17 protein-coding genes and 1 pseudogene are annotated in these 22,673 nt (G+C 72.6%); 5 read left to right on the forward strand and 13 right to left on the reverse strand.

Annotated elements, in window-relative coordinates; all coding sequences use genetic code 11:
• Positions 1–24: 24 nt before the first annotated feature.
• Entirely contained in the window at positions 25–1,980 is a 1,956-nt protein-coding gene (locus OHA30_RS18380) for a dynamin family protein (RefSeq protein ID WP_328914944.1), read from the forward strand.
• 555 nt (positions 1,981–2,535) lie between these two features.
• Here OHA30_RS18380 and OHA30_RS18385 read toward each other — a convergent pair.
• From OHA30_RS18385 to OHA30_RS18420, 8 genes are all read right to left on the reverse strand, one after another.
• A complete protein-coding gene (locus tag OHA30_RS18385; RefSeq protein WP_328914945.1) occupies positions 2,536–4,029 on the reverse strand; it encodes a dynamin family protein in 1,494 nt (497 codons plus the stop codon).
• Positions 4,026–4,940, reverse strand: a complete 915-nt coding sequence (locus OHA30_RS18390) for a TRAFAC clade GTPase domain-containing protein (RefSeq protein ID WP_328914946.1) — start codon at positions 4,938–4,940, stop codon at positions 4,026–4,028. Before OHA30_RS18390 ends, OHA30_RS18385 begins: the two co-directional genes overlap by 4 nt.
• Positions 4,940–6,925, reverse strand: a complete 1,986-nt coding sequence (locus tag OHA30_RS18395; protein WP_328914947.1) for a dynamin family protein — start codon at positions 6,923–6,925, stop codon at positions 4,940–4,942. Before OHA30_RS18395 ends, OHA30_RS18390 begins: the two co-directional genes overlap by 1 nt.
• A complete protein-coding gene (locus OHA30_RS18400) occupies positions 6,922–8,583 on the reverse strand; it encodes a hypothetical protein (protein WP_328914948.1) in 1,662 nt (553 codons plus the stop codon). Before OHA30_RS18400 ends, OHA30_RS18395 begins: the two co-directional genes overlap by 4 nt.
• 8 nt (positions 8,584–8,591) lie before the next feature.
• Entirely contained in the window at positions 8,592–9,647 is a 1,056-nt protein-coding gene (locus OHA30_RS18405; RefSeq protein WP_328914949.1) for a hypothetical protein, read from the reverse strand.
• A 78-nt stretch (positions 9,648–9,725) separates the two neighbouring features.
• Positions 9,726–10,622 carry a TRAFAC clade GTPase domain-containing protein gene (locus OHA30_RS18410; RefSeq protein WP_328914950.1) on the reverse strand — a complete coding sequence of 299 codons (897 nt, stop codon included), beginning with the start codon at positions 10,620–10,622 and terminating at the stop codon, positions 9,726–9,728.
• A gap of 150 nt (positions 10,623–10,772) precedes the next feature.
• Entirely contained in the window at positions 10,773–11,861 is a 1,089-nt protein-coding gene (locus OHA30_RS18415; protein WP_328914951.1) for an Hsp70 family protein, read from the reverse strand.
• Positions 11,862–12,392: 531 nt separating this feature from the next.
• Complete coding sequence (locus tag OHA30_RS18420) at positions 12,393–13,148, reverse strand: LysM peptidoglycan-binding domain-containing protein (protein WP_328914952.1); 756 nt, start codon at positions 13,146–13,148, stop codon at positions 12,393–12,395.
• Positions 13,149–13,708: 560 nt separating this feature from the next.
• Here OHA30_RS18420 and OHA30_RS18425 point away from each other — a divergent pair.
• Positions 13,709–14,908 (forward strand): MFS transporter, encoded by a 1,200-nt coding sequence (locus OHA30_RS18425; RefSeq protein WP_328914953.1) that lies wholly within the window; start codon positions 13,709–13,711, stop codon positions 14,906–14,908.
• An 84-nt stretch (positions 14,909–14,992) separates the two neighbouring features.
• Here the strand turns inward: OHA30_RS18425 and gap are convergent, their stop codons facing one another.
• Positions 14,993–15,991: a type I glyceraldehyde-3-phosphate dehydrogenase gene (gap, locus tag OHA30_RS18430; RefSeq protein ID WP_328914954.1), complete on the reverse strand. Its 999-nt coding sequence runs from the start codon at positions 15,989–15,991 to the stop codon at positions 14,993–14,995.
• Positions 15,992–16,171: 180 nt separating this feature from the next.
• On the reverse strand, positions 16,172–17,128 hold the full coding sequence (locus tag OHA30_RS18435; protein ID WP_328914955.1) for a GlxA family transcriptional regulator: 957 nt from the start codon (positions 17,126–17,128) through the stop codon (positions 16,172–16,174).
• 196 nt (positions 17,129–17,324) lie between these two features.
• Between OHA30_RS18435 and OHA30_RS18440 the strand changes: the two genes are divergently transcribed.
• Together OHA30_RS18440 and OHA30_RS18445 are read left to right on the forward strand one after the other, a co-directional pair.
• Complete coding sequence (locus OHA30_RS18440; RefSeq protein WP_328914956.1) at positions 17,325–18,071, forward strand: hypothetical protein; 747 nt, start codon at positions 17,325–17,327, stop codon at positions 18,069–18,071.
• A gap of 279 nt (positions 18,072–18,350) precedes the next feature.
• Positions 18,351–18,983 (forward strand): annotated as a pseudogene (locus OHA30_RS18445) (alpha/beta fold hydrolase); the annotation flags it as partial.
• Between the two features lie 42 nt (positions 18,984–19,025).
• Here the strand turns inward: OHA30_RS18445 and OHA30_RS18450 are convergent.
• The 3 genes from OHA30_RS18450 to OHA30_RS18460 all read right to left on the reverse strand — a co-directional run bounded on the left by OHA30_RS18450 (position 19,026) and on the right by OHA30_RS18460 (position 21,288).
• Positions 19,026–19,232, reverse strand: coding sequence for a winged helix-turn-helix transcriptional regulator (locus OHA30_RS18450; RefSeq protein WP_328914957.1), 207 nt, complete (start codon positions 19,230–19,232; stop codon positions 19,026–19,028).
• Between the two features lie 416 nt (positions 19,233–19,648).
• Complete coding sequence (locus OHA30_RS18455; RefSeq protein ID WP_328914958.1) at positions 19,649–20,194, reverse strand: hypothetical protein; 546 nt, start codon at positions 20,192–20,194, stop codon at positions 19,649–19,651.
• Positions 20,191–21,288 (reverse strand): helix-turn-helix domain-containing protein, encoded by a 1,098-nt coding sequence (locus OHA30_RS18460; protein ID WP_328914959.1) that lies wholly within the window; start codon positions 21,286–21,288, stop codon positions 20,191–20,193. Before OHA30_RS18460 ends, OHA30_RS18455 begins: the two co-directional genes overlap by 4 nt.
• A gap of 349 nt (positions 21,289–21,637) precedes the next feature.
• Between OHA30_RS18460 and OHA30_RS18465 the strand changes: the two genes are divergently transcribed.
• Positions 21,638–22,672 carry an effector-associated domain 2-containing protein gene (locus tag OHA30_RS18465; RefSeq protein ID WP_328914960.1) on the forward strand — a complete coding sequence of 345 codons (1,035 nt, stop codon included), beginning with the start codon at positions 21,638–21,640 and terminating at the stop codon, positions 22,670–22,672.
• Position 22,673 lies beyond the last annotated feature (1 nt).

A 22,673-nucleotide genomic window follows, 5' to 3' on the forward strand; every position in this document is an offset into this window, starting at 1 on the left:
CCGGCAGGACGAAGGGACCGTCGCATGAGCAGCGCCGAAAGGCATCCACTGGCCCCCGCCGTCATCCAGTACGTCCATCGGTGCGCCGACACCGTCGAACAACTCGGCGCGGCCCCAAGGGCGGAGGCGCTGCGCGCCGAGGCCGCGGGCGCCGGGCTGGCCCCGTCGGCCGTCGTCGTGGTGGGCGAGAAGAAGCGCGGCAAGAGTTCGCTGATCAACGCCCTGCTGGAGCGGCCGGATCTGTTGCCGGTGGACGCGGACGTGGCCACCGCGGTCCATCTGTCCGTACGGTACGAGGCCGCCGACAGCGCGCGGGCGTTGAGCGACGACCGGCCGGGCGGCGTGGAGATACCCCTGGACCGGCTGGCGGAGTACGCCGCCGTCGATCCGGAGACCCGCGGCAGCCTGCACCCGGAGGTGACCGGTGTGGCGATCGGCGTTCCGGCCGCCCTGCTGGAGGACGGGCTCACGCTGATCGACACACCCGGCGTCGGCGGCCTGGTCTCGGGCCACGCGACGATCACCATGGCCACGCTGGCGAGGGCCGACGCGCTGCTGTTCGTGGTCGACGGCTCCAGCGAACTCACCAAGTCCGAGCTGGCGTTCCTGGAGGAGGCCGCCCGGCAGGTCGTCACGGTGGTGTTCGTACTGACCCAGATCGACACCTACCCGCAGTGGAAGTCGGTCCTCGCCCGTAACCACGCCCTGCTGGCCCGGCACGCCCCGGCCTTCTCGCGCGCGCCCTGGTATCCCGTCAGCAACCGCTACCGGATCGACGGGATCCGGGCCCGGGAGCGCGGGGATCAGGCGTGGGCCGACGAGTTGCACGCGCGCAGCGGCTTCCGGCCGCTGGCGAAGGAGTTGGGCGGGGACATCGTCCGGCGTGCCGAACGTGACCGGCTGGCCGTCGTGCTGGATCTGGCGCAGGCCGCGCTCGGCGAGCGCGACCGCGCGCTCGAACTGCGGGAGAAGGAGCTCTCCGCAGAAGCGGCCGACGACGAGCAACTGCGTGAGCGGCAGCGGGCGTTGGAACGGCTGGCCGCTCCGGAGGCCCGCTGGCGGCGCCGGCTCACCACCCGGGTGGAGGCCGCGGACCACCGGCTGCGCGGCACGGTCGGCCGTTCGCTGCGGGACCTGCGGCGTACGGTGGAGACGCAGGTCGCCGAAGGCGGTCAGGAGCTTCCGCAGACGGTGGCCAGGACCGTACGGGACGGGCTGGACGGGCTGCGGCTGGAACTGGAGAACGAGGTGTACCGGGAGTGCGGTCAGCTGGCCGCCCAACTCACCGAGGACTGTGCCGTCCAGGGGCTGGAGGTGCTGACGCCCGCGCCGGGGCTGGACAGTTGGCGCAAGGAGCCGCTGGAGGGCCGGGTGGTCGGCACGGAGATCGACCTCAGCCGGGTCGGTGAGCGGGCCAGGAAGGTGATGGACGCGCTGACGCGGACGCCGGACAACCTGCCGGTGCCCGCCGCGCCGACGAACTGGCTGGACCGGATCACCGGACGGCAGTCCGCGCCGAGGACGCCCGCGCAAATGGTGTGGCGGGCGTTGGGCGAGGCCAGGACGGCATACCAGGCGGCGAACCGCCTGACCAGGGTGGCGGTGCCGCTGGGACTGGCCGCCGGGGTGGTCGCCCTGGGGGCGACGGTGTGGAAGGTGCGCACCCAGCAGCGGACGGACATCGCCCGGCACCAGGCGCGGGGCGAGGCGGTACGGCTGCTGGAGTCCTGCGCGGACGAACTGATGCCGATGGTGACGGAGATGCTGCGCGACGTCGAGGCGGATCTCGTCCGCCAGGCGGACGGGGAGATCGCCGACCGCCGCGACGAGGTCGAACACGCCCTGACGGCCCTCCGGGAGAACCGCGCCCGCCGCGACGCGGAACTCGTCCCCGAACGCCAGGAAGTCCGCGCCACCCGCGAGGACGTGGGCGGCCTGCTGTCGGAGGGCCGCGACCTGCGCCGCAGCCTGAACGAGTAGCCCGGGGCCGCCCGGTGTCGGCCCGCACCCCGCGCGGCGCCCGGCGGGTTCCGCCCGGCGGCGGGCGGACACCGGGTTACGTGGGGCGGTTCGGTCGGGCACGCCCAACGGGCGTGGACTACCGCGTCGGCGGTGACGAGCGGCGATGCGCGTCGGCCCTTGCGACGGCGAACGCCGGGCGCTTCGCGACGGGCGGGCGGGGGGGTCGGTGTGGGCGGGGGCCGCCGATCCCGTGTCGCGGGGCCGGGCAGCGGGTTGCGCGTGGGCGGGCGGGTGGACACCGGGAGGTCCGCCCTGATCAACGCCCTATTGGGACGCCATACGGCGTCGAGCATCGGGCCCGCGGCGGCGGACCGGCGTCCGTGCCGCGTGAGTGGTAGTCAGCGGCGGTCGTTGTGGTCTCCGCGAGGGCGTCGGTGGCGGTCGGCCGGGCCGGGCCTGGCGGCCGGGGGGTGCGGGCGGCCGGGCGGTTCTGCTCGCCGACGGGGGCGGGTTGCCGCAGGGAAGGGGGCCGAGGGCTGCGGGCGGTGGTGGGCGGGGGGCGCGTCGCAGGCGTTACTGGGCGGAGTCGAAGAGGAACGCCTCGCAGAGTTCGCGGGCTGTGCGGGCGTGGGTGCGGGCAGGGCGGGAAGGGGCCGTGGACTCCAAACGGCGCCAGTGCGCGGCCTGTTGGGCGGCGGCCGCCGCCAACGCGGCGGGGCGCGCGTCGGGCGGAAGGGCCAGGCAGGCCGCCGCCGTCGTGCCCGTGGCCAGCGCGATCAGCGCGGCGCTGTCCGGCTGGGGCAGGTCCAGGCGTCCGCCGGCCAAGTCGGCAAGGGCGCCCGCCAGTTCCTGCTGCCGCATCAGCGGATGCCGCCGGATCGCCTCGATCCCGGCCCGCAACTCGTCCACCACCCCCTGCGCCGCGCCCTCTTGGGCAGCCGCGACCCCTTGCGCCGCCGCGCTCTCCAGCGCGCCGAGCGCCGCCGAGGCGCGCAGCCGGTCCGCCGCGTCGACGAAGCGCCGCCCGATGTGGTCGAGCAGCGGGTCGATGCCCGAGGCCCGCCGCAGTTCGTCGAGGAGTGCGCGGGCGCCGGTCGTACCCTCCGCGACCGCCGCCACGGCGGTCGCGATCCCGTACCGTCCCAGCAGTTCGAAGACGCGCCGCCGTTGGTCCGCGGACAGCGGGCCGTTCTCCCAGCGAAGGAAGTCGTCCGGGGAGTACAGCGCCCGGTCCAGCTCCATGGGGTCCGCGTCCGCGAGCCGCCGTACGAGCACGGCGTCCCGCTCGGTGAAGTCGTCGCCGAGCGCGGTCTGCGCCAACAGCCCCGCGACGGGGACGACTTCGGTGACCATGCCGGTCAGCCGGCGGGTGTACGTCGCGGCCAGCCGTCGCGCGCCCGGCCAGGGATCGCCGACCCCGCTGCCGAGTTCGTCGATCCGGCTGAGCACACCGACGACGTTGAGGGCGGTCATCCGGGCGTCCGCCTTCATCCGCAGCGCCTGCAACGCCTCCGCGTCCCCCGCGCCCGGGTGGGGCATCACGTACAGCAGCGCGTCGGCCTGCCCGAGCGCGCGCATCGCCACGTCGTCCAGGCCGCTCAACGTGTCCATGCCCGGGGTGTCCACGAGGACGTAATCGTCGGCCCCCAGACTGTCGGTGACCTCGACGACGATCTCCTCGATCTCCTCACGGGGGGACTTCAGGAGCGCCGGATCACGCGGAATGCCCCCGCCGGGAGCGCCGCCCACGTGGTAGACGCGCCCGTCGGTACGGCGCACCTCGACACGGTTCTGCACACCGCGCCGGAACCAGGCGACCAGCATGGTGCACTCGGTGGCCGCCGTGGCCGCGAGCCGGCGCCCCAACAGCGCGTTGACCAGCGTGGACTTCCCGGCGTTCATCCGGCCGCCGACCGCGATCCGCAAGGTCCGCTCGCCCAGCCGCTCCCGTACGGCCGCGACGGCGTCGGCCGCCGGCCCGGGCGGCAGCAGTGGCTGCGCCGACTCGCACAGCCGCAGCACCCGGCCGCACAGCTCCCCGTCGGCCGGGCCGGCGCCGGCGCTCATCGCAGCCCCGCGGTGAAGGGCGGTACAAGGGTCGCCCGCGATCCTCGCAGCGCGGTGATCAGCTTTCCGGCCGGCTCCTCCAGCGGCTCCAGCTCCCCCAGCCGCTCCCGCGCCTCCCGCGCGAGACGCACATGGCGGCGGTGCTCGCTCTCCGAGCCGTCCAGCGTGGACACCAGGCTGTTCCACAGCCCGGCCCCGCTCCCGGCGGCCAGACTGAGCCGCCGGGAGCGCTCGACCTCGGCGCGCAACTCGGCGACCCGCGCCGACAGATGCTGCAACACACACCACAGCACCGGGACATGCACCGCCTGCGGGGTCCGTCCGCAGGAGACGGCCACCGTGACGCCCGCCACCCGGGGCGAACCGGTGATCGCGCCCGCCAACTCCCTGATGGGGGCGACCGCGCGGCTCCACGCGTCGGCCCCGGACACCAGATCCGCCTTGGTGCAGGCGAGGACGACCGGGACGGTACGGGAACGCGCGCCGATCGCCCGTTGCAGCAGTACGGTCAGCCGCCGCACCTCGTGGTCGCCGGCCGTGGCCGCGGCGAGGCGGGCGGCGTCGACGAAGAGCACGAGCCCGTCGGCGCGGCCGAGTTCGGCGAGGACGGCCGCCGTCTCCGCGTCGCTCGCCCGCTCGCCGAGCGCGCCGCCCCGGTAGTCGGTCCAGGTGAAGTCGGCGATCCGCCGTCCCCGGTAGGTCAGTTCGAAGGAGTGCTCGTCCCGGCGCGAGGACGGCGGCGGGTAGCGGCCGCTGCGGATGGCGCGGGCGCTGGCGGCCAGATCCCGGTCCTGTGCCTCGTCCGTGGCGCGGACCCGGAAGCCCCGGTACCCCGAGCGCATCAGCCCGTACATCGTCGCGATGTACGTGGTCTTGCCGGCGTTGCTGTGGCCCAGCATCACGATCTTCATCAGGGTTCCAGTGCGGCGGGCGGGTCCAGCCGGGCGGTCAGCTCGCGGCCGCGCGCAAGGAGGGATTCGAGCGTGTCCAGTCGGCGCCGACTGCGCTCGCGTGCGCGGACGAGCTGCTCGGACGCAGTGGTCAGATTCCGCTGGAGGACGGCGAGTTCGTCCTCCAGGGCGGCCCGCTGGGCGGTGAGCCGCTCGGTCAGCTGCTCCGCGAGCCGGTCGGTGACCGCTTCGACGGAACTGCTGATCTGCGGCGGGATCTCGGTGGTGAGTTCGGCCACCAGCCGGTTGGTGTAGCGGGCCGCGTCCGCGCGCGCCCGTACCGTCTCCTGACGCCGCTTGCGGCGGCCGGACAGCAGGGCCACCATGCCGAAGCCCGCGGCGAGCGGGGCCACGACACTGCTGGTGAACAGCACCGTGATGCCCGCGACCAGACCCCCCGCCCCCCAGGCGGGCATGATCCGCTCGACGACGCCGAGCCACCCGCCGTTCAGGTCGTCGGTGTGCACCACCTCGGGCAGCGCCTCCAGCCGCGGCGGCCGCGCGAGGACGAGTTCGGCACCGGCGGTGCCGCCCGCGTCCGCGCCGCACGCCTGCTCCATCGTGGCCATCAGCTCGGCGGTCCCCTGGCGGGCGGCGGTGTCCAGGTCGAGCCAGATCGCCTCGGCCCCGGCCTGGAGATCGCGGGGCAGTTCGGCGGCCAGCACGTCGGGCGGCGAGGACGCCATCTTCTCCTCGGCCATCTGCCGCAGGTCGTTGACATTGCGCTGGAAGCCCAGCCGCAGCCGGCGCTCCAGCTCACGGCCGGACCGGGTGAGGGTCCTGCGCCAGGTCGCGTCCTCGCCTTGCAGGGCCCGCAGCGCGTCACGGCGCTCGCGTACCTCCTCGCGCAGCGTCGGGTCCTGCCGCAGGGAGCGCAGTGCGCGTTCCTCGGCGGTGGCGAGCGGTGCCACCGCCGAGGTGACCGCGCGCAGGCAGTTCGCCAGGCGCAGTTCCGTGGCGCGACCCGCGACGCGCTCGTCCAGGGCGGCCAGGAGCGGGGGAAAGCCGCTCGCGGACAGCCGTTCCGGGGCGGCGTTCTCGGTCGGGCCCTCAGCCACGGCCAGGTCGGCGTCCTCCTTCGCCCGGCTGCTGACCGCGAACCAGGGCGCGCCCACATAGCGCGGCGCGTGTTCCGCCAGCAGCCCCCGGTTGCGTTCCAGCACCTCCTTCCAGCCGCCGTACTTGTCGGTCTGGGTGAGGACGAAGATCACCTCCTCGACGCGCTCGGTCGCCTGCTCCAGGAAGCGCAGCTCCGACGCGGTGAACTCGCTCTGGCCGTTGACCACGAAGACCAGGGCGTCGGCGCGGGCCAGGGCGGCCATGGTGATCCGGGCGTGGCCGGACACCAGACCGCCGACGCCGGGCGTGTCGATGAGGACGAGACCCGAGGCGAGCAGCGGCGACGGCACCCCCACCTCCACGTACCGCACGTCGTCGCGGTACGCCTGCTGGGAGACCGGGTCCAGGGCCGCGTACTCCCTGATCTCCGCGACCGGGATCGGATGTCCCTGGGCCCGGCCCTCCAGGAAGGCCATGGCCTGCGCCCGGTCGGCGTGACGGACCACCAGGTGCACCCCGGTGGCGACATCGACCTCGACGGGCAGCAGCCCCGGGTGGCCGACCAGGGCGTTGATCAGCGAACTCTTGCCGCGCTTCTTCTCACCGACGACGACAAGTACGGCGGCCCCGGCGCGTACCCGGGCGGCCTCGGCGCGGACGGCCGCCGCGAGTTCCGGGGAGACCGCGGCGTTCTCGGGCGCGGAGTCGCCTACGGGCGCGGGGCCGCTTTCGGGGGTCGGGTCGTCCGGGGCGCCCGGTCCACGTCCGCCGCCCGTGGCGCGGGCGGCGGCTTCGAGCACCCCGGCGGCGTCCTCGGCGAGCCGCAGCACCGCGGATTCGAGCGGATGCCGGGACCGCTGCCCGGGCGGTACGGGTTGTGTGGTCATCGGTCCACTCCTGCCGGGGGGTCGGGGCGGTCGTCGTCCAGGGGAGTACGGGGGTCGCGGGGTTCCCGGGGGTCGGCGCTCGCGCGGGGGTCGGCGGGGGCGCGGGTGTCGCGGATCGGGTCGGCCCCGCCGGTGTCGGGGGTCGCCTGAGCGTCGCCCTCCTCGTCGGTCCGGTGGCCGCCGGTACGGTCCTGGGCGTTCCCCACCGGAGCCGCAGGAGCGGCCTCGTCGGCCGGTGGCTCCGTACGGCTCGGCGGCGGCGGATCGTCGTCGAACCCGCCGAAGTAGCCGTCGTACGAAGCGCTCGCGGCGTCGACCTCGCGCTTGTGCCCGAACAGCGGCGGGGGCGGCGCGGCCGCCGGGGTACGCGACCAGGCACCGTTCTCCGTCGACGCCGGGCCCGTACCCGGCTCGGCGTCGTCGTACCGCGTCTCGCGCCGTCTGGGGTCGGCCGGGCCGGTGGGCTCCTCGCGTCGCGGGGCCGCCCACCCGGCCGCTCCGTACCGCTCGTCCCCGCGTCCCCGCTCGTCCCCGCGTCCCCGCGCCTCGCCGGACCCGCGGCGCCCGTCGGACGGCTCCTCGTCGTAGGCGCGCTGCCCGCGCAATCCGCTCAAGGGAGGGGACGGCGGCGTCGGCGGCGGGCCCTCGAAGCCCTTGACGAACTCTTCGCCGACGTCCCGCAGTTGGTCCACGATCGGGGAGATGAGGGACCTCCGCAGCCACGACCCGGACGGACCGGACGGGGGCTTCTCCTTCTCCTTGTCCTTGTCCTTCTCGGGTCGGCGCGCGCCCGGGCGCCAGCGGTGGGACTCCGACGACGTCCTGGTCGTCCGGTGCGGAGGGCGCGGCGGCGGAGGCGGAAGGGGCAACTGCTCCCGGCGGTACGCCCGGATGTCGTCCCCGCACAGGTGGGTCAGCGCGGTGAGGTCCGCGTCGCGGGTCTCGCGCCAGCCGGTGACCAGGACGACCCGGCTGTGCGGGTGCGCTGCGGCCGCCGCCCACAGGTGGTCCGCGGCGTCGGATGGCAGCAGGTGGACGGTGTAGTGCTCGGCGGGCAGCCAGGAGGATCCGGCGCCGGGCGGCGGAGCCGACTGGAAGGAGGCGCGGTCCGGGTCGGGCGGTGAGGTCGGGGCGGCGAACTCCCCGACCGGACGGGGCTGTTCGCCGACGGCCTCGGCCGGGTCAGCGGCCGGCGCCTCCCACGGCGCCGGGCCGGGCCGGCTCGTCCGCGCGGCCGCCGCGTCCTCCGACAACTCCTCCCACGCCGGCTCCGCCCACTCGCGGTAGACCGGCCCGGCCCAGGCCGCGAACCCCGTACGCAGGGCGTCCAGCGACGGCACAGCGGCGTACGGATCAGGGATGTGCCACCCGACGAACCCGTACAGCGGGCGGTGGTGCTCGTCCTCGTTCATGGTGTCGGTCACCGCCGACAGCGCACAGGCCGCGCCCACCAGCAGTCCATGGGACCCTCGGCTCAGGACGAAGCGCGGGCCCGCGTCCAGCCGCTTCCCCCCGGCCACCGTGGCCCGGACGGCCTGTCCCACCGGGCTCTTCTCGCCCAGTCCGTCCGGGTGGGCACGCCACCAGCGGTCCACGTAGTAGGTGCGTCCGTACACGACGGCGGACCAGCCGCCGTACTTCGCCTCGCCGATGTCCATGTCGCCTGTCAGCCTTCCTGTAGCTTCCCGGAGCGGTAGATGGCCAGGCCGCGGAGTTCCTCCGCCAGCAACTCCGCGCGCCTGCGCGCCTCCGCCACGTGCTCCTCGACGAAACGGGCCTGGTCCTCCAGGTCCCGGAGCTTCTGGGTCCCCTCCCGCCTGCGGCCGCCGGTGAAGATCCTGCTGAGACCCCCGGCGCTCAGCCCGGCCAACTCCTGGCTCTGTGTGCCGATCTGTCCGGTGATCTGCCGGATCTGCCGCTCATTGCGGTCGATGCCCTCGGTGAGGTAATGCAGTAGCGCGAAGATGACCGGGTTGTGCAGATTCTTGGGACTGACACTGCCGGGATCGACGGTCTTGCTCTTCGTCTGGCCGAAAGAGCCCAGCTGAACGGGGCAGAGCATGGCGTCGACCCCCTGGGCCATGGCCACCGGCACCAGATTGCCGAGGTTCTTCGCGGCGGTGGCCAGGGCGTCCCGGGTCGTCATACCGGTGATCCCGCTGATCACATCGGCCTTGGTGATCAGGATGACAAGCGAGGGAGCGGGCTCGTCGGCCGCCAGCCGGTCGCCGATGACGCCGTTGATGGCCCGGGAGAAGTGGGCGATCCGCATCGGGTCGGTGGCCGGGTTGCGGTGGGGGAGGGCGCCGTCGGCGATCCACTGGGCGACGTGCTCGCCGTCGAGGACGAGAAAGACCGAGTCCGAGACGGCGATACGTGCCCGCAGTTGCGCCACATCGGCGGGCGAGTCCTCACGGTTGCCGCGTTCGGTGCCCGCGCCGCCCCGGAAGTCCACGCAGTCGATCTCCAGCAGCGGAAGCACCCCGTGCAGAAAGCGGAACTCGTGGCCGGTGGGGACTTCGGCGGTGGGCAGGGGCAGCGTGCCCTTCAGGCACAGGTCCCGCCACGCGTCGGACAGGTCGAGATCGGCGTCGGGGTCCGAGGTGTACATGAAGTAACCCCTGATTCCCGACGACAGTACGGCGTACATGCCGTGCAGAAAGGTGGTCTTGCCGGAGCCCGATGCTCCCAGCATGGTCATGGTGATCCGGGGGATGTCCATCGTGGTGCTTCCTCTCCTCTCGGGGACTGGCGTCCTGGGTGCGGAACTGGCTCTGGATTTAGCGGGAGTGACGTGGCGTCAGAAGCTGGCCACGTCCTCCAGGAGCGACCCGAGCCGTTCGGCCGGCTCCGCCAGCGGCTCCAGCCGGGCCAGCTCCGCCTGTGCTTCCAGTTGGTGCCGGGCGCTGATCGCCGCCCACGACGGCTCGCTCTTCCACCAGCTGCTGATCCGGTCGCCCAGGGTGTCCTTGGCCGCCGCCTGCCGCGCCGCCGTGAACCGCTCGTCGGCCGACGCCCTGAGCTGCATCGCCCGTCCGACGACGCCGAAGTGCAGACTCCAGAGCACCGGGACGGCCACGTTGACCGGGGAGGGACCGCAGGACACCGGGACCAGGGCGCCGAAAAGGTGCTCGGTGGCCGCGATGCCGTCGATCAACTGCTGGAAGGGCTCGATGAGTCGGGCCAGTACGCCCTCGTCGTCCATGTCGACCAGATCGCACTTGGTGAGGGTCAGCACGACGGGGGTCAGGGCCTCCCCGCGAGCCTGCAACGCCCGCAGCACATGCACCGTCATGCGCCGTACTTCGCCGGCCGCACTGGCGTGGTTGAGTAGCCGTGGCGCGTCGGCGAACAGGATGATGCCCTGGGCCTGGGTCAGATCCTCGTGCAGTTGCGCCGCCTGGGGACTGGTGCCGGCCCGCTCCAGCAGCGTCCCGCCCCGGTAGTCGCGCCAGCGGAACGGAAAGACATCGCGTCCGTTGTGCTGGAGCACGAGGTCGAACACCGCCCGCTGGTCGCTGGCCGGGGGGTAGTGGCCCCGCAGCACCGCTTCGGCGGCGCGCATGAGGGACCGGTGGGCGTACGGGTCCTCCGCCCGCAGACTCAGCCCCTCGACGCCCTCGCGCATGGCGGCGTACATGAGGGAGACATAGGTCGTTTTGCCTGCCGCGCTGTGGCCGAGCATCACTATGTCCATGGGGTTCCTCGTGACGTACGGAAAGCCTCGTGCCGAACACACGGGCACCCACGTTGGACGGCGGCGGGGGCCGGACTGTGCCGCCCCGGAGCGAAATCACTCGCGGGGCGGCAACGGCGGGGAACAGCGGTCCCGGTGGCCTCGGTGGTCTCAGAACTCGAAGCCCAGGTCGTCCGGGATGAAGTAACCGGCCGGCCTACCGGGGGACTTGGCCTCGGGCGGCGGGACGGGCTGCTCGTCGGCCGGCTGCGGCCGGTGGGGAACGGCCCTCGGTGTCGTCAGCGCCCCCAGCGCCACCGCCGACTCCGGGGCGGCGGCCAACAGCGGCAGCCGATGGGTGCGTTCCACGATCAGGTCGGAGACCAGGGGCGTACGGCCCGCGCCGCCCGCGATGAGTACGGCGGGCAGATCGGCGGGTTCCCGGCCGTCCAACCGCACGGTGTCGGCGAGCAGTTCGTAGCCGCGCTCGACGACCGGCCGCGCGGCGGTACGGAACTCATGGGCGCGGATCAGGAACGGCTCCGGGTAGCCGGGCACCCGTACGTCGACGCTCGCGCTGCCGGACAGTGCCTCCCGGGCCGCGACCAACGCGCGGCTCAGGGAAGCCCGTTGCCGGGCCGCGTCCGGGGAGTCGCCCTCCCACAGCTCCTGCCACGGTCCCGGGTCACGGTCCAGCACTCGTTCGGCCAGCAACTCGCGCAGGCAGTCGTCCAGTTGGTCACCGCCCAGATCGGGGTCGCCCGCCGTGCGCACGACGGTGAACTCCGCGCCGTCCCAGGCGAGAACGGACACCTTGAGGGCAGCGCCGACGTCGTACACCGCGCACCGGGCGCCCTGGGGAAGGTCGCGCAGACCCCCCGGGCCCGGGTCGGCCGCGTAATGGCGGGCCGCGGCGACCGGTTCGGCCAGGAATGCGGGCCGGGTGATCCCGGCCGCCTCGGCGGCGGCGCCCAGCCGTGCCAGCCGCGTAGGCGCCCAGTCGGCGGGATGGGTGAGCACGGTCCGGCCCGGCAGGGCGCCGCCGTGCCGGGACCTGGCCCGCGCGAGCACGTCGGAGAGCACCGCGGCCGCCAGGTCGACGGTGGACACCGTACGGCCCCCGAGCAGCGTCCGCTCCTGCTCCACCAGCGCCCGCACGACGGCCCGTTCGGTGCGCTCCGGCGATCGGTCCGCGGCCTTCCGGGCGGCTTCGCCGGTGAGGATCAGACCTTTGTCGTCCAGACAGACCAGGGAGGGCATGGACGTCCCACCGCTCGCCGGCGGAAGGACCGTGGCGGTCGGGCTGCCCCCCTCGCGTGCGGATGTCGACGTGGCCGCCGCGACGTGGCGCGCGCCCAAGTCGATCGCCAGTGACCAGTTCCCCGCGTGCGCCGTCATCGTCGGCACGCCCTCCCCCACCGCTCGTCCGCCGCGCACACCGATGTCCGAGGCGTGTAGCAGGCGATGATAGGACCGCCGCCCTCGGCGGAGGACGGATTTCGGCGCCTCGCGCGGACGGTACGCGGCTGCCGCAGGCCGTACGTTCCGGTCGGCTCCGCTCGGGCGGGCACGGTCGGCGTCGGAGCACTCGGCCCGCACTCGGCGCACTCGGTGGGCCGAAAGCCCGGTAAACCGGGGAGCGTTGGCCGGAAGCGGAAAACGAGCGGTTCCCCGCGCCGGGAATCGGCCCGGGGAACTCGCTCGCGCCCGTACGGAAGGCCCACGGTCGGACCGTGGGTCAACTGCCCCTGCTCGGGACACGGGTTGGATCAGAAAAGCGGCCGGGAGGGATCAGTAGGGGCCGTTGACATTGTCGATCGAGCCGTACACGTGGTACGCGTAATTGCACGCGGCGGTGATGTTGGCGACCGGGTCGTAAATGTTCGTCGAGGTGCCCGTCACGTGGTAGGCGGTGAACGTCGGCTGAATTACCTGGAGCAGGCCGATGGAGGGGTGACCGGCGGCGGCGTTGGAGTCCCACAGGTTGATCGCGTTCGGGTTGCCCGAGGACTCACGGATGATGTTGCGGTGAATTCCGTCGTAGCTTCCCGGAATTCCGTTCTGCTTCATGATCGCCAGCGAGTGGTTGATCCACCCGTCCAGGTTGTCGGCGTAGGTCTGGCTGCCGGTGGTCGTCGAGGCCGTCGCCGTGGTCGCCGACGCCGTCACCGCGGTCGCCGTGGACGAGGAGGTCGAGGAGGTCGAGGAGGCCGACCCGGTCGGCAGCGTCAGGGCCTCGCCCGGGTAGATGATGTACGGGCTGGAGATCTTGTTGGCCGACGCGATGGCCTGCCAGCCGGCCGTCACGTTCTGGGACCCGGCGATGCCGATCAGGGTGTCGCCGGACTTGACGGTGTACGTGGTCTTGCCGACGGACTGGCCCGGCGTCTTCTCGGTGGTGGTGGAGGCCGAGGAGGAGTCGGCGGCCTGGGCCGTCCCGGACATGACTCCCCCACATGTGAGGGCGGCGAAGGTGCCGACGACGACGGCGCCGCGCGCGGAGAGCAGACGCGATCCGATCGAGCGGTTGAAGGCGTGTTTGGGCATGGTGCGGACCTCTTCCAGGATTGCTTGCCCGCAGTTGCCGGCCCCCCTCGTCTGTCCCGACCCGCATTTCGATTAGCGGTGTGCTGCGGCGAGCACATTGTTAGCAGCAGGGAAATTGATCGACAATTGCCCTTTGTGCTAAGCCGCTTAGTAGACGTGATTGTGTCCTGTCGCACCCGGACCGAAAAGTGGACTTACGGCGTCCGGCCCATGCACTACCCGGCTTCGTAGGTGATTTACGTCCTATGTCGCGCATCACGCGGGACAGCCCTGAAAGGGGCCGCGCGGAGCAATGGACGGCTTCGTGGCGGCGCTGTCCGCGGCGGGTTCTGATGTCGTGAGTCAATCGTCTGAATATCGGTCCAGATCAGCTAAAAAGCCTATTTATCACGTAGTGTATGAAATCGGACATTGAGGCAAGGGTTGTACGACGTCCGCGGCTCGGGCTCGCGGCTTGTTCGGGTGGGCCGAGGCCAGGATCGGGGGGTGCGGGCGAAGCGAGGTGCGACAAGGGGGAGTCATGACGGCTTCCATACCAAATGTCGGCCTACGGTGTGATCATGACGTTTCCAGGCGCGGGAGAGCGCCGGGCCGTGCCCTGGTACGCCCTGGCCGCCGTGGTGTTCGCGGTGGGCATGGCCGGGACCACGCTGCCGACACCGCTGTACGGGCTCTACCGCCAGGAGATCGGGTTCTCCGAGTTCATGGTGACGGTGGTCTTCGCCGTCTACGCGTGCGGGGTGATCGCCGCGCTGCTGATCGCCGGCAACTTCTCCGACCTGCTCGGCCGCCGCCCGATCCTGCTGTTCGGCTTGGGCCTGTCCATGCTGAGCGCGGTCTGCTTCGTGTTCGAGCACGGGCTGCCGCTGCTGTTCGTGGGACGTCTGCTGTCGGGCTTCTCGGCCGGGCTCTTCAGCGGCACCGCCACGGCAGCCGTCATGGAGCTGGCCACTCCCGGGCAACGCGGCCGTGCCGCCCTCACGGCGACGGTGGCCAACATGGGCGGCCTCGGCTGCGGTCCGCTGCTCTCGGGACTGCTGGCGCAGTACGCGCCCCACCCCCTGCGGCTGCCGTACCTGGTGCACCTGGGGCTGCTCGTCGTCTCCTGCGTCATCACCTGGCTGCTGCCGGAGACGGTGACCCGCCCCGACCCTCGGCCGCCGCTGCGCCCGCAGGGCATGGTCGTGCCCGCCGAGGTGCGGGGTGTCTTCGTCCCCGCCGCGCTCGCCGCCTTCGCCGGGTTCTCGGTCCTGGGCCTGTTCACCGCGGTGGCGCCGTCCTTCGTCGCCCAGTACCTGCACGTGGACAATCTCGCCGTTTCAGGGGCGGTCGTCCTGTCCGTCTTCATCGCCTCGACGGTCGGGCAGTCGCTGATGGGCCGGTTCGGCCACGCGCGCGCACTGCCCCTCGGCTGCCTGGTCCTGATGGTGGGGCTGGTCCTGCTCGGCTGCTCGCTCCTGGTGGAGTCGATGGCCCTGCTCGTGGTGGGCGCGGTGGTCAGCGGCCTCGGCCAGGGCCTGGGCTTCCGCGGCGCCATGGCCACGGTGAGCCGGTTCGCCCCCGCGGAGCAGCGCGGCGCGACGATCTCCGCCTTCTTCGTCGCCGCCTACGTCGGCATCTCGCTGCCGGTGGTCGGCATCGGCGCGCTGGCGTTGGCCGTGGGCCTGCGCAGCTCGGGCGTGATCTTCGTGGCGTGCGTGATCGTCATGTCGGGCGCGGTGGCCGGGTATCTGCTGCGGCGGCCGGTGCCGGCGGGCTGATCAGCGCGCGGATCCGTCACCGGCTCCGGGTCGGCGCAATGAGAAAGGGCGGCCTCCCGAGGTGGGGGCCGCCCCGGTGGCCGGTCAGCGGGTGGCGAGCAGCTGGAGCGTGTCGATCACGCGGTTCGAGAAGCCCCACTCGTTGTCGTACCAGGCGACCACCTTGACGTGGCGGCCGTCGACGCGGGTGAGGGCCGAGTCGAAGATCGCCGAGGCCGGATTGCCCGTGATGTCGGACGACACGAGCGCGTCCTCCGAGTATTCGAGTACGCCCGCGAGCGGGCCCTCCGCCGCGGCGCGGTACGCCGCCAGCACGTCGTCGCGCGTCACGTCGCGGGCGACGGTCGTGTTCAGCTCGACGATCGAGCCCACCGGGACCGGCACGCGGATCGAGTCGCCCGACAGCCTGCCTTCGAGGTTCGGCAGCACCAGGCCGATCGCCTTGGCGGCGCCCGTCGTGGTCGGCACGATGTTGACGGCGGCGGCGCGGGCCCGGCGGGCGTCGCGGTGCGGACCGTCCTGGAGGTTCTGCTCCTGGGTGTACGCGTGCACGGTCGTCATGAAGCCGTGCTCGATGCCCGCCAGCTCGTCCAGCACCGCGGCCAGCGGCGCGAGCGCGTTCGTCGTGCAGGAGGCGTTCGAGACGATTGTGTGCGCGGCCGGGTCGTACGCGTCGCTGTTGACCCCGAACGCGAGCGTGACGTCGGCGCCGTCCGACGGCGCGCCGACCAGCACCTTCTTGGCGCCCGCGGTGAGGTGGGCCCGTGCGGCGGCGGCCGAGGTGAAGCGGCCGGTCGCCTCCAGCACGATGTCGACGTCGAGATCGGCCCACGGCAGCCGCTCCGGCTCGCGCTCGGCGAGCACCTTGATACGACGGCCGTCGACGACGAGGACGTCCCCGTCGACGCTCACCGGGCGGCCGAGCCGGCCGGCCGTCGTGTCGAAGGCGAGCAGCCGCGCGAGGCCGGCGGGCTCCGTGAGGTCATTGACGGCGACGACATCGAGGTCGCTGTCGCGTTCGAGCAGCGCGCGCAGCACATTGCGTCCGATGCGGCCGAATCCATTGATGGCTATACGAGTCATGGTGGTGTCCCTGTCCCTTCGGTTCGCTTCCCAGGTTCGCGCGCGGCGTTCGACGGTGGCAGCGGCGTGAGCGCCTGGGTTCGAAAGGATCGCGCCACGGTGCGGGGGCACCGGCGGTCGCCGTCGGGTGGTTTTTGGGTGGTCGCTGTCGGTGGGCGCGGGTGACTCGGGGTCGGCGTGCTACTCCCCCTGGGCGAAGGTGCGCCGGTACTCGCTCGGCGTGGTCCCCAGGATGTGCTGGAAGTGCAGCCGCAGATTCGTACCGGTGCCCAGGCCGACGTCGGCGGCGATCTGCTCGACGCCGCGCTCCGAACGTTCCAGCAGCTCACGGGCCACGTCGATACGGGCGCGCATCACCCACTGCATCGGCGTGTACCCGGTGTCCTCGACGAAGCGCCGCGAGAAGGTGCGCGGCGACACCGCCGCGTGCCGGGCGAGCGCCTTGAGGGTGAGGGGCTCGCCGAGCCGGTGCAGCGCCCATTCGCGGGTGGCGGAGAACCGTTCGCCCAGCGGCTCGGGCACGCTGCGCGGTACGTACTGCGCCTGGCCGCCGCTGCGGTAGGGGGCCGCGACCAGGCGCCGGGCCGCGTGGTTCGACGCGGCCACCCCGAGGTCGCCGCGCAGGATGTGCAGACACAGGTCGATGCCCGAGGCCGCGCCCGCCGACGTCAGCACGCTGCCCTCGTCGACGAACAGGACGTTCTCGTCCACCCGGACGAGCGGGTGCTCCGCCGCGAGCGCCCGCGTGTAGTGCCAGTGCGTCGTGGCGCGCTTGCCGTCGAGCAGGCCCGTGGCGGCGAGCGCGAAGGCGCCCGTCGAGATGGCCGCGAGCCGCGCGCCCCCGGCGTGGGCGGCGATCAGCGCGTCGATGACGGCCGGCGGCGGGACGTCGCGGTCCGGGAAGCGGTAGCCGGGGATGAAGACGACGTCGGCCCACGCGAGCGCGTCGAGTCCGTGGGCGACGTGGTACGACAGGCCGTCGCCGCCCGTCACGAGACCGGGCGCCGCGCCGCACACCCGCACCTCGTACGGCATGCTCGCGCGCGTGGTGAACACCTGCGCGGGAATCCCTACGTCGAGCGGCTTCGCACCTTCGAGCACGAGGACGGCGACGCGATGCAGACGGGATCCGGGCACGGACCCCAGCGTATGCGCGCCGGCCGTCCGTCCGGAGGTACCCTCGCCCCGGCGATGTCGCCCCGACCGACCCGGCCCGTTCACCACCCCCGCCAACCGCCGTCGCGGCGGCAACGGGGGTGCACGTCGGTTCACCCCCGCGACGGCGGCCCGGCGGAGGGTCCCCGTCCGATCACGAACCCCCGGAGGCACTGTGATGTCCGGCTCTGACGCCGCCGATCCCTCGGCCGTGTGGTGTGACGCGCTCGCCGAGGCGGACCGGGTCTTCGCCCGGATTCCCGGGCCGGACCGTCCGGTGAAGGGATGCACGCATTGCTTCGCGGAATCGGACCTGCTCGCTCTCAGCGGTGACCCTGCCGCGGTGTCGGACGATCTCTTCGGGTCCTTCATGCGCAAGGCCGTCGCCCACTGGGACGCGGACCAGTACGCCGTACTGTGGCGCCGGCTCCTGCCCCGGGCGTTGCGTTCGTGGGGGCCGGAAGGCGGGTCCGGCGGGACAACGTCGCTGGAGATGGGCCGTCTCGGCCGTTTCGGGGCGCGGTTGGAGCAGTGGCCGACGGCCGAACACGTCGCGGTCGAGCGGGCTTTCGGGGCGCTGCTGACGGTGGCGGTGACCGATGGCCGGCCGGCGTGGGAGGTCACCGAACTCGTGGAGGGGATCGCGCACGCGACGGGCGGCCTGGAGCGGTGGCTCGACCACGTGGGCGCGCTGCGCGGCCCCGGGGCGGACGCGGGCGTCGTCCGCCTGGTCCTCGGTTGGGCCACGGACGTGTTGCGCGACGAACTCGACTTCGACTGGTGGTTCGACGGCGACCCCCGGATGATCGTCCGCTGGCTGCCGTCCCAGCGCGACCGCGTCACGGCGTACGGCGTACGCCACCCCGCCTCCAGCACCGCGGCGGACGCACTCCTCGCCCTCGACCAGCTCCAACTGGGCGATTGAGGAACGCGGTTCCCCCGGACAGCCGGGCCGGGCGGGGTACGGCCGGGGCCTGACCGTCGGTCGGGCGCCCAGGTGGGTGCGGCGTGCACGGCGTCTCGTACCCGTATGTCGGCGGCCACACCAACCACGGGCGCCGAACGCCCTGTTACGCGCTGAGCGGCAGTCGCTGGGCCCGTTCCCGGGCCGCGACAGGGTCGCCCGCGCCGCCACGCGGACCCGCGCCGCACGCTGGTCGGTGCGTAACGGTCGAAGCAGGCAGGGCAGAGGGCGGATTCGGGGGTGGGCGGGGACATCGGCAGCCACGTGAGCCGCTACCTCGGGCTCGACCACCCCGACCGGGTCGTGGGCGTCCACCGCACCGACGCGGGCGTACCCGTCTTCCCCGGCGATCCGGCCGACCTCGCGCCCGAGGAGCGCGCGTGGATCGAGGGCGCCGCGGCCTGGGGCGCGAGCGAGGGCGCGTACGCCGCCGTGCACCGTACGAAGCCCCAGACGGCCGCCTTCGGGCTCAACGACTCGCCGGCCGGGCTCGCCGCGTGGATCGTCGAGAAGCTTCGGGCGTGGAGCGACTGCGGCGGCGACGTCGAGCGGAGCTTCACCAAGGACGAGATCCTCACGAACGTCACGCTCTACTGGCTCACCGGGACGATCGGCTCCTCGATGCGCATGTACGGCGCGAACGCCGCGATCCCGCCCGCGCAGCACGCCCGCCGGGTCGAGGTGCCGTCCGGTTTCTCGCTCTTCCCCGGCGACATCGTCCGCCCGCCGCGCGCGTGGCTGGAGCGTACGGCCAACGTCGTGTACGTGAGCGAGCCGCCGCGCGGCGGGCACTTCGCGGCGTTCGAGGAGCCCGAGTTGTACGCGGAGGAACTGCGCGCGTTCTTCCGCCCGTTCCGTACGGCGACGGTCTGAGGCCGTCGCCGGGGGCGGCGCCGCTCCGGCGGTGGCTCAGGCTCAGGGGCGCTGAGAGTCGTACGCCGCCTGGCTGCGGTCGGTGCCGGGGTTGTTGTCGACGGCCCACTCGGCGAGCGCGACGGCGGGTTCGATCAAGGTGCGTCCCGTCGCGGTGAGTTCGTACTCGACCCGTGGCGGGACCTCGGGGTACACCGTGCGGGCCACGAGCCCGTCGCGCTCAAGGTGCCGGACCGTACGGGTCAGCATGCGCTGCGAGATTCCCGGGCTTCGTCGTGCTCCAACTCCTGGCGACCGGCCTGCACCTGTCCCGGGGTGAGGTCAAGGAAACGGGCCTCAACGTCACGCTCATCGCCCTCGCGGCGACAACCGCCTGGCTCGCCACGACCTGGTAGAACGCCCCCGCAAATCCCCAACGCCCGCCCCGGAATTGCCGCCGCGCGACCGCACTCAGCGGACGTACGGGACGTCCGTCTCCCGCTCGGCGGTGACGCCCTGGCCGGACCGAAGGGCCTCCAGCGAGACGCCCGACGCCGTCCGGGCCACGTCGGAGAACTCCGAACGCGCCACAGACCGCCCACGTCCGCGCGAGGCGACCGGCTCCCCGAAGCAGGCGGCGGTGCGGACCGAATTCGCTGGGAAGAGGCGCTGGAACTGCTCGCGGCTCAGAAGAGTCCCTCCCTGGCGCACCATTCGGCGAATCCCCCCGGCTTGAAGGGGAGCCGATAGTGACTCTGGAGAAGATCGTCCGCGAGCGCGGACACCAGCGGTACCGTGAGGAGTCCGGCGCGAATGGCGTCGCACAGCAGACCCAAGGTGCGGCGCAGTGTGACCGGGCGCCCTCGGGACGCTTCCACGGCCACCCGATCATCGACGACCGCCACGGCATGCGGCAGTGACTCCGCCAAGGCGAGTACGCCGCACTCGCCGATGTTGCGTCCGTCCGGACCGACCAGTCGACGCTCGTAATGGACAAACGCCGCTAATTGTGCCGAAGTTCTGAGAGGAACGGTTTCTATCCAGTCGGCCTCGAGCACGTGACGCAAGTGGTGGTGTTGCTCGGTTCCGTTGCGCAACTCCTCCGCGACCACATCGGGGATCAGTACTCGGCAGTCCTTCAGAACGACTTTGAGAACCCCCAGCCATTGAGCGTGTGCGAAATGACTCAGCGGACCTGTGTCCAGTACGTACGTGGTCTGCGTCTCGGTCACGACGTCACTTCCCACATCTCTGCCTCCGGCGCCGGAGGCAGGGTGGGAAGAGCGTCGAGGTCGAAATTGCCACGGAGCAGCCCGAGGGCCCGATCGGCGGTGATCACTTCGCGTCGGTACAACTTCAGTACAGCCTGCTCGTAGGGGCGTGGCAGTGCCACCGGCGCCATTTCATCCCGGACGACGAGGTTCTTCTCCACGATGTCGGCCTGCTTGGTCTGCACCCGGCGGATCTCGTCCGAACGGCTCCTGTCCACCAAGTCGATTTCCACCAGTCTGCGTGCCAGGGTCGCCATGTCCGTTCCGTAATGACTGGCGGCACGCACTGCGGCATCACGCCACGTCTCGTCCGGAATGGTCAGCCACTGCGCCCAGCGCTGCCGGAGGTCTTCAACGGGCAGGAGCAGGGCTCGTGCAAAGCGATCCAGTCTGGCTTCGATTCCCCTCGCCTCTGTCGCGGCCACCCGCCAGTCAAGAGCGAATTCGTCGGCCACGAGGTAATGCCCCAGTTCATGGGCGGCGGCGAGGCGGCGGCGGCCCACCCGCCAGTGCCCGTTGATGAGTGCGACACCGCCACGCCTCAACAGAACCGTGCCGGCGTCCGCACCTTCCCCGAGGTCCACGCTGAACACCAACAGTCCTATGGCGGCGGCCAGTCTCGAGAGTTCGTGTACCGGTTGCCCCGGCTTCAGCCCGAGAAGCCGGCGGGCAGTGGCGGCCAGATCCTCCGCATCCTCCGGCGTGGCCGGGTGCGGCAAAGGCTCCGGCTGTCCCGTCACCAGTTCCGGGCAGTGAGAGGTGACGAACTCGACCTCGCGGACCAGCGAGTCGAGCTCGGTGTCGATGGCCTGAACGGCCACCCCTGGATGCGCCCCGCGGTACGAGGCCAGCGCGGGTGGGGTCTCGTCGACGAACCACTCCACGCGGCGCCCCAGCGCGCGTGCGATCGCGACGAGTTCCAGGGCGGACACACCGCGGCTGCCCGACTCGATCTTCGCCAAGGCCGTGCGGTCCATCCCAATGGTGGCCGCCAGCTGAGCCTGGGTGGCTCCGCGTTCCGACCTGGCCTCAGCGACGCGCGCACCGATCTCCATGTGTGCGAATTTAGCACAGTGGGCCAAGCTTGGTGACTTTTCGGAGTCGGACGGGTGCTTTAAGTCGTGATGGTCGCGCTCTCGGCACGAGCACCGAGGAAGCTCCGCGGGCGCCAGGCCGCCCGCGCGGTACGAACGGCTGGGCCGGCGCCCGCTCGTCACCGTCGGGCGGCGGTGGGCCCGGAACGGGCCGGCGCTGTCCGCTGCCGCGCCGCCCCCGGGCGAAAAACGGCAACCGTTCCGTGGGTCGTGACGTCTTCGGGGCTATGGGGTGTCTGCCTGTGCAGTCCGCCCGCGGAGGGGTACACCGTAGGTACCGTGTGGTTCGACACGGTGAATGAAGTGAGCCGTGTCGCTCGTCCCGCCGACGGTGTCGGGCCGCGGCACAACGGGGGTGTGGGTGGGGGTGCGGGAACGTCTTGAGGACCCCTGGCGGGTCCGTGTGCTGGGACCTGACGGGCCGGACGGGCCAGTGGGCGCGGGGGTGCTGCTGACCGGTCACCGAGTGCTGACCTGCGCGCACGTGGTCGAGAGCGCGCTCGGCGACGACGCCGGCCAGGTCACCGAGGGCGCGTCGGTCACGGTCGACTTCCCCGGTTCGCTCGCCGGAGGCACCCGTACGGCCGGGGTCGTACCGGGCGGCTGGGCCCCGCGGACCGGTGAACGCGCCGACGTCGCCGTACTGGAGCTGGACTCCGCGCCGCCCGCGGACACCGCACCGGCCACGCTCCGCCGCTGCGGGCCGGCCGCCGACCGCCAGGTGCGGGTCTACGGCGAGGCCGCCGCCGGGACGGGCGCCTGGGCCAGGACCGTGCTGGTCGGACCGGGTGGCCTGAGCCCGGACTGGGTGCAGATGGACCTCCTGACCGTATCGGGCGAGCGCGTCCGCCGGGGCTACAGCGGGGCCGGCGTGGTGGACGCGGCCGACGGCTCGGTGCGCGGCATCGTGGTCGCCGCCGCGCGGGGCGAGGGCCCCGGCACCGCGTGGATGATCCCGGTCGAGGCCGTCCTGCGCTACTGCCCGCTCCTCGCCGACGCGGTCACCACCGACGCCGCCGACAGGGCCGCCCGTACCCCCGACCCCTTCCCCGAGTGGCCGTCGCGGGCCGAACAGCGCCTCGCCGACGCCCTCGTACGACTGCCCAGCATCCAGGACCCGCAGCGCCGCAACAGCGTCATCCGCGACACCGGCGAGGACATCGCCCTGCTGACCGAGCGCTCGGGCGTACTGCTCCAGGACGTACGGGCCCTGGTCTCGCTCTGCCTCCAGTACGACGACGGCATCGACCGCCTGGCCGCGGCGGCCCGCTGGTACGAACGCGGCTCGCGTCCCATGGCCGAATTCGACGCCGTCTGGCTCTCCTTACGCCCGGACGGCGGCTGAC

It is taken from the genome of Streptomyces sp. NBC_00223, assembly GCF_036199905.1.
Classification (GTDB): Bacteria; Actinomycetota; Actinomycetes; order Streptomycetales; family Streptomycetaceae; genus Actinacidiphila.

Coding starts and splice junctions, on each gene's coding strand:
- OHA30_RS18440 (WP_328914956.1), top strand. CDS start 17,325: ATGTCCGGCTCTGACGCCGCCGATCCCTCGGCCGTGTGGTGTGACGCG.
- OHA30_RS18460 (WP_328914959.1), bottom strand. CDS start 21,288: ATGGAGATCGGTGCGCGCGTCGCTGAGGCCAGGTCGGAACGCGGAGCC.
- OHA30_RS18415 (WP_328914951.1), bottom strand. CDS start 11,861: ATGCCCTCCCTGGTCTGTCTGGACGACAAAGGTCTGATCCTCACCGGC.
- OHA30_RS18405 (WP_328914949.1), bottom strand. CDS start 9,647: ATGGACATCCCCCGGATCACCATGACCATGCTGGGAGCATCGGGCTCC.
- OHA30_RS18395 (WP_328914947.1), bottom strand. CDS start 6,925: ATGACCACACAACCCGTACCGCCCGGGCAGCGGTCCCGGCATCCGCTC.
- OHA30_RS18425 (WP_328914953.1), top strand. CDS start 13,709: ATGACGTTTCCAGGCGCGGGAGAGCGCCGGGCCGTGCCCTGGTACGCC.
- OHA30_RS18390 (WP_328914946.1), bottom strand. CDS start 4,940: ATGAAGATCGTGATGCTGGGCCACAGCAACGCCGGCAAGACCACGTAC.
- OHA30_RS18450 (WP_328914957.1), bottom strand. CDS start 19,232: ATGCTGACCCGTACGGTCCGGCACCTTGAGCGCGACGGGCTCGTGGCC.
- OHA30_RS18400 (WP_328914948.1), bottom strand. CDS start 8,583: ATGGACATCGGCGAGGCGAAGTACGGCGGCTGGTCCGCCGTCGTGTAC.
- gap (WP_328914954.1), bottom strand. CDS start 15,991: ATGACTCGTATAGCCATCAATGGATTCGGCCGCATCGGACGCAATGTG.
- OHA30_RS18385 (WP_328914945.1), bottom strand. CDS start 4,029: ATGAGCGCCGGCGCCGGCCCGGCCGACGGGGAGCTGTGCGGCCGGGTG.
- OHA30_RS18420 (WP_328914952.1), bottom strand. CDS start 13,148: ATGCCCAAACACGCCTTCAACCGCTCGATCGGATCGCGTCTGCTCTCC.
- OHA30_RS18410 (WP_328914950.1), bottom strand. CDS start 10,622: ATGGACATAGTGATGCTCGGCCACAGCGCGGCAGGCAAAACGACCTAT.
- OHA30_RS18380 (WP_328914944.1), top strand. CDS start 25: ATGAGCAGCGCCGAAAGGCATCCACTGGCCCCCGCCGTCATCCAGTAC.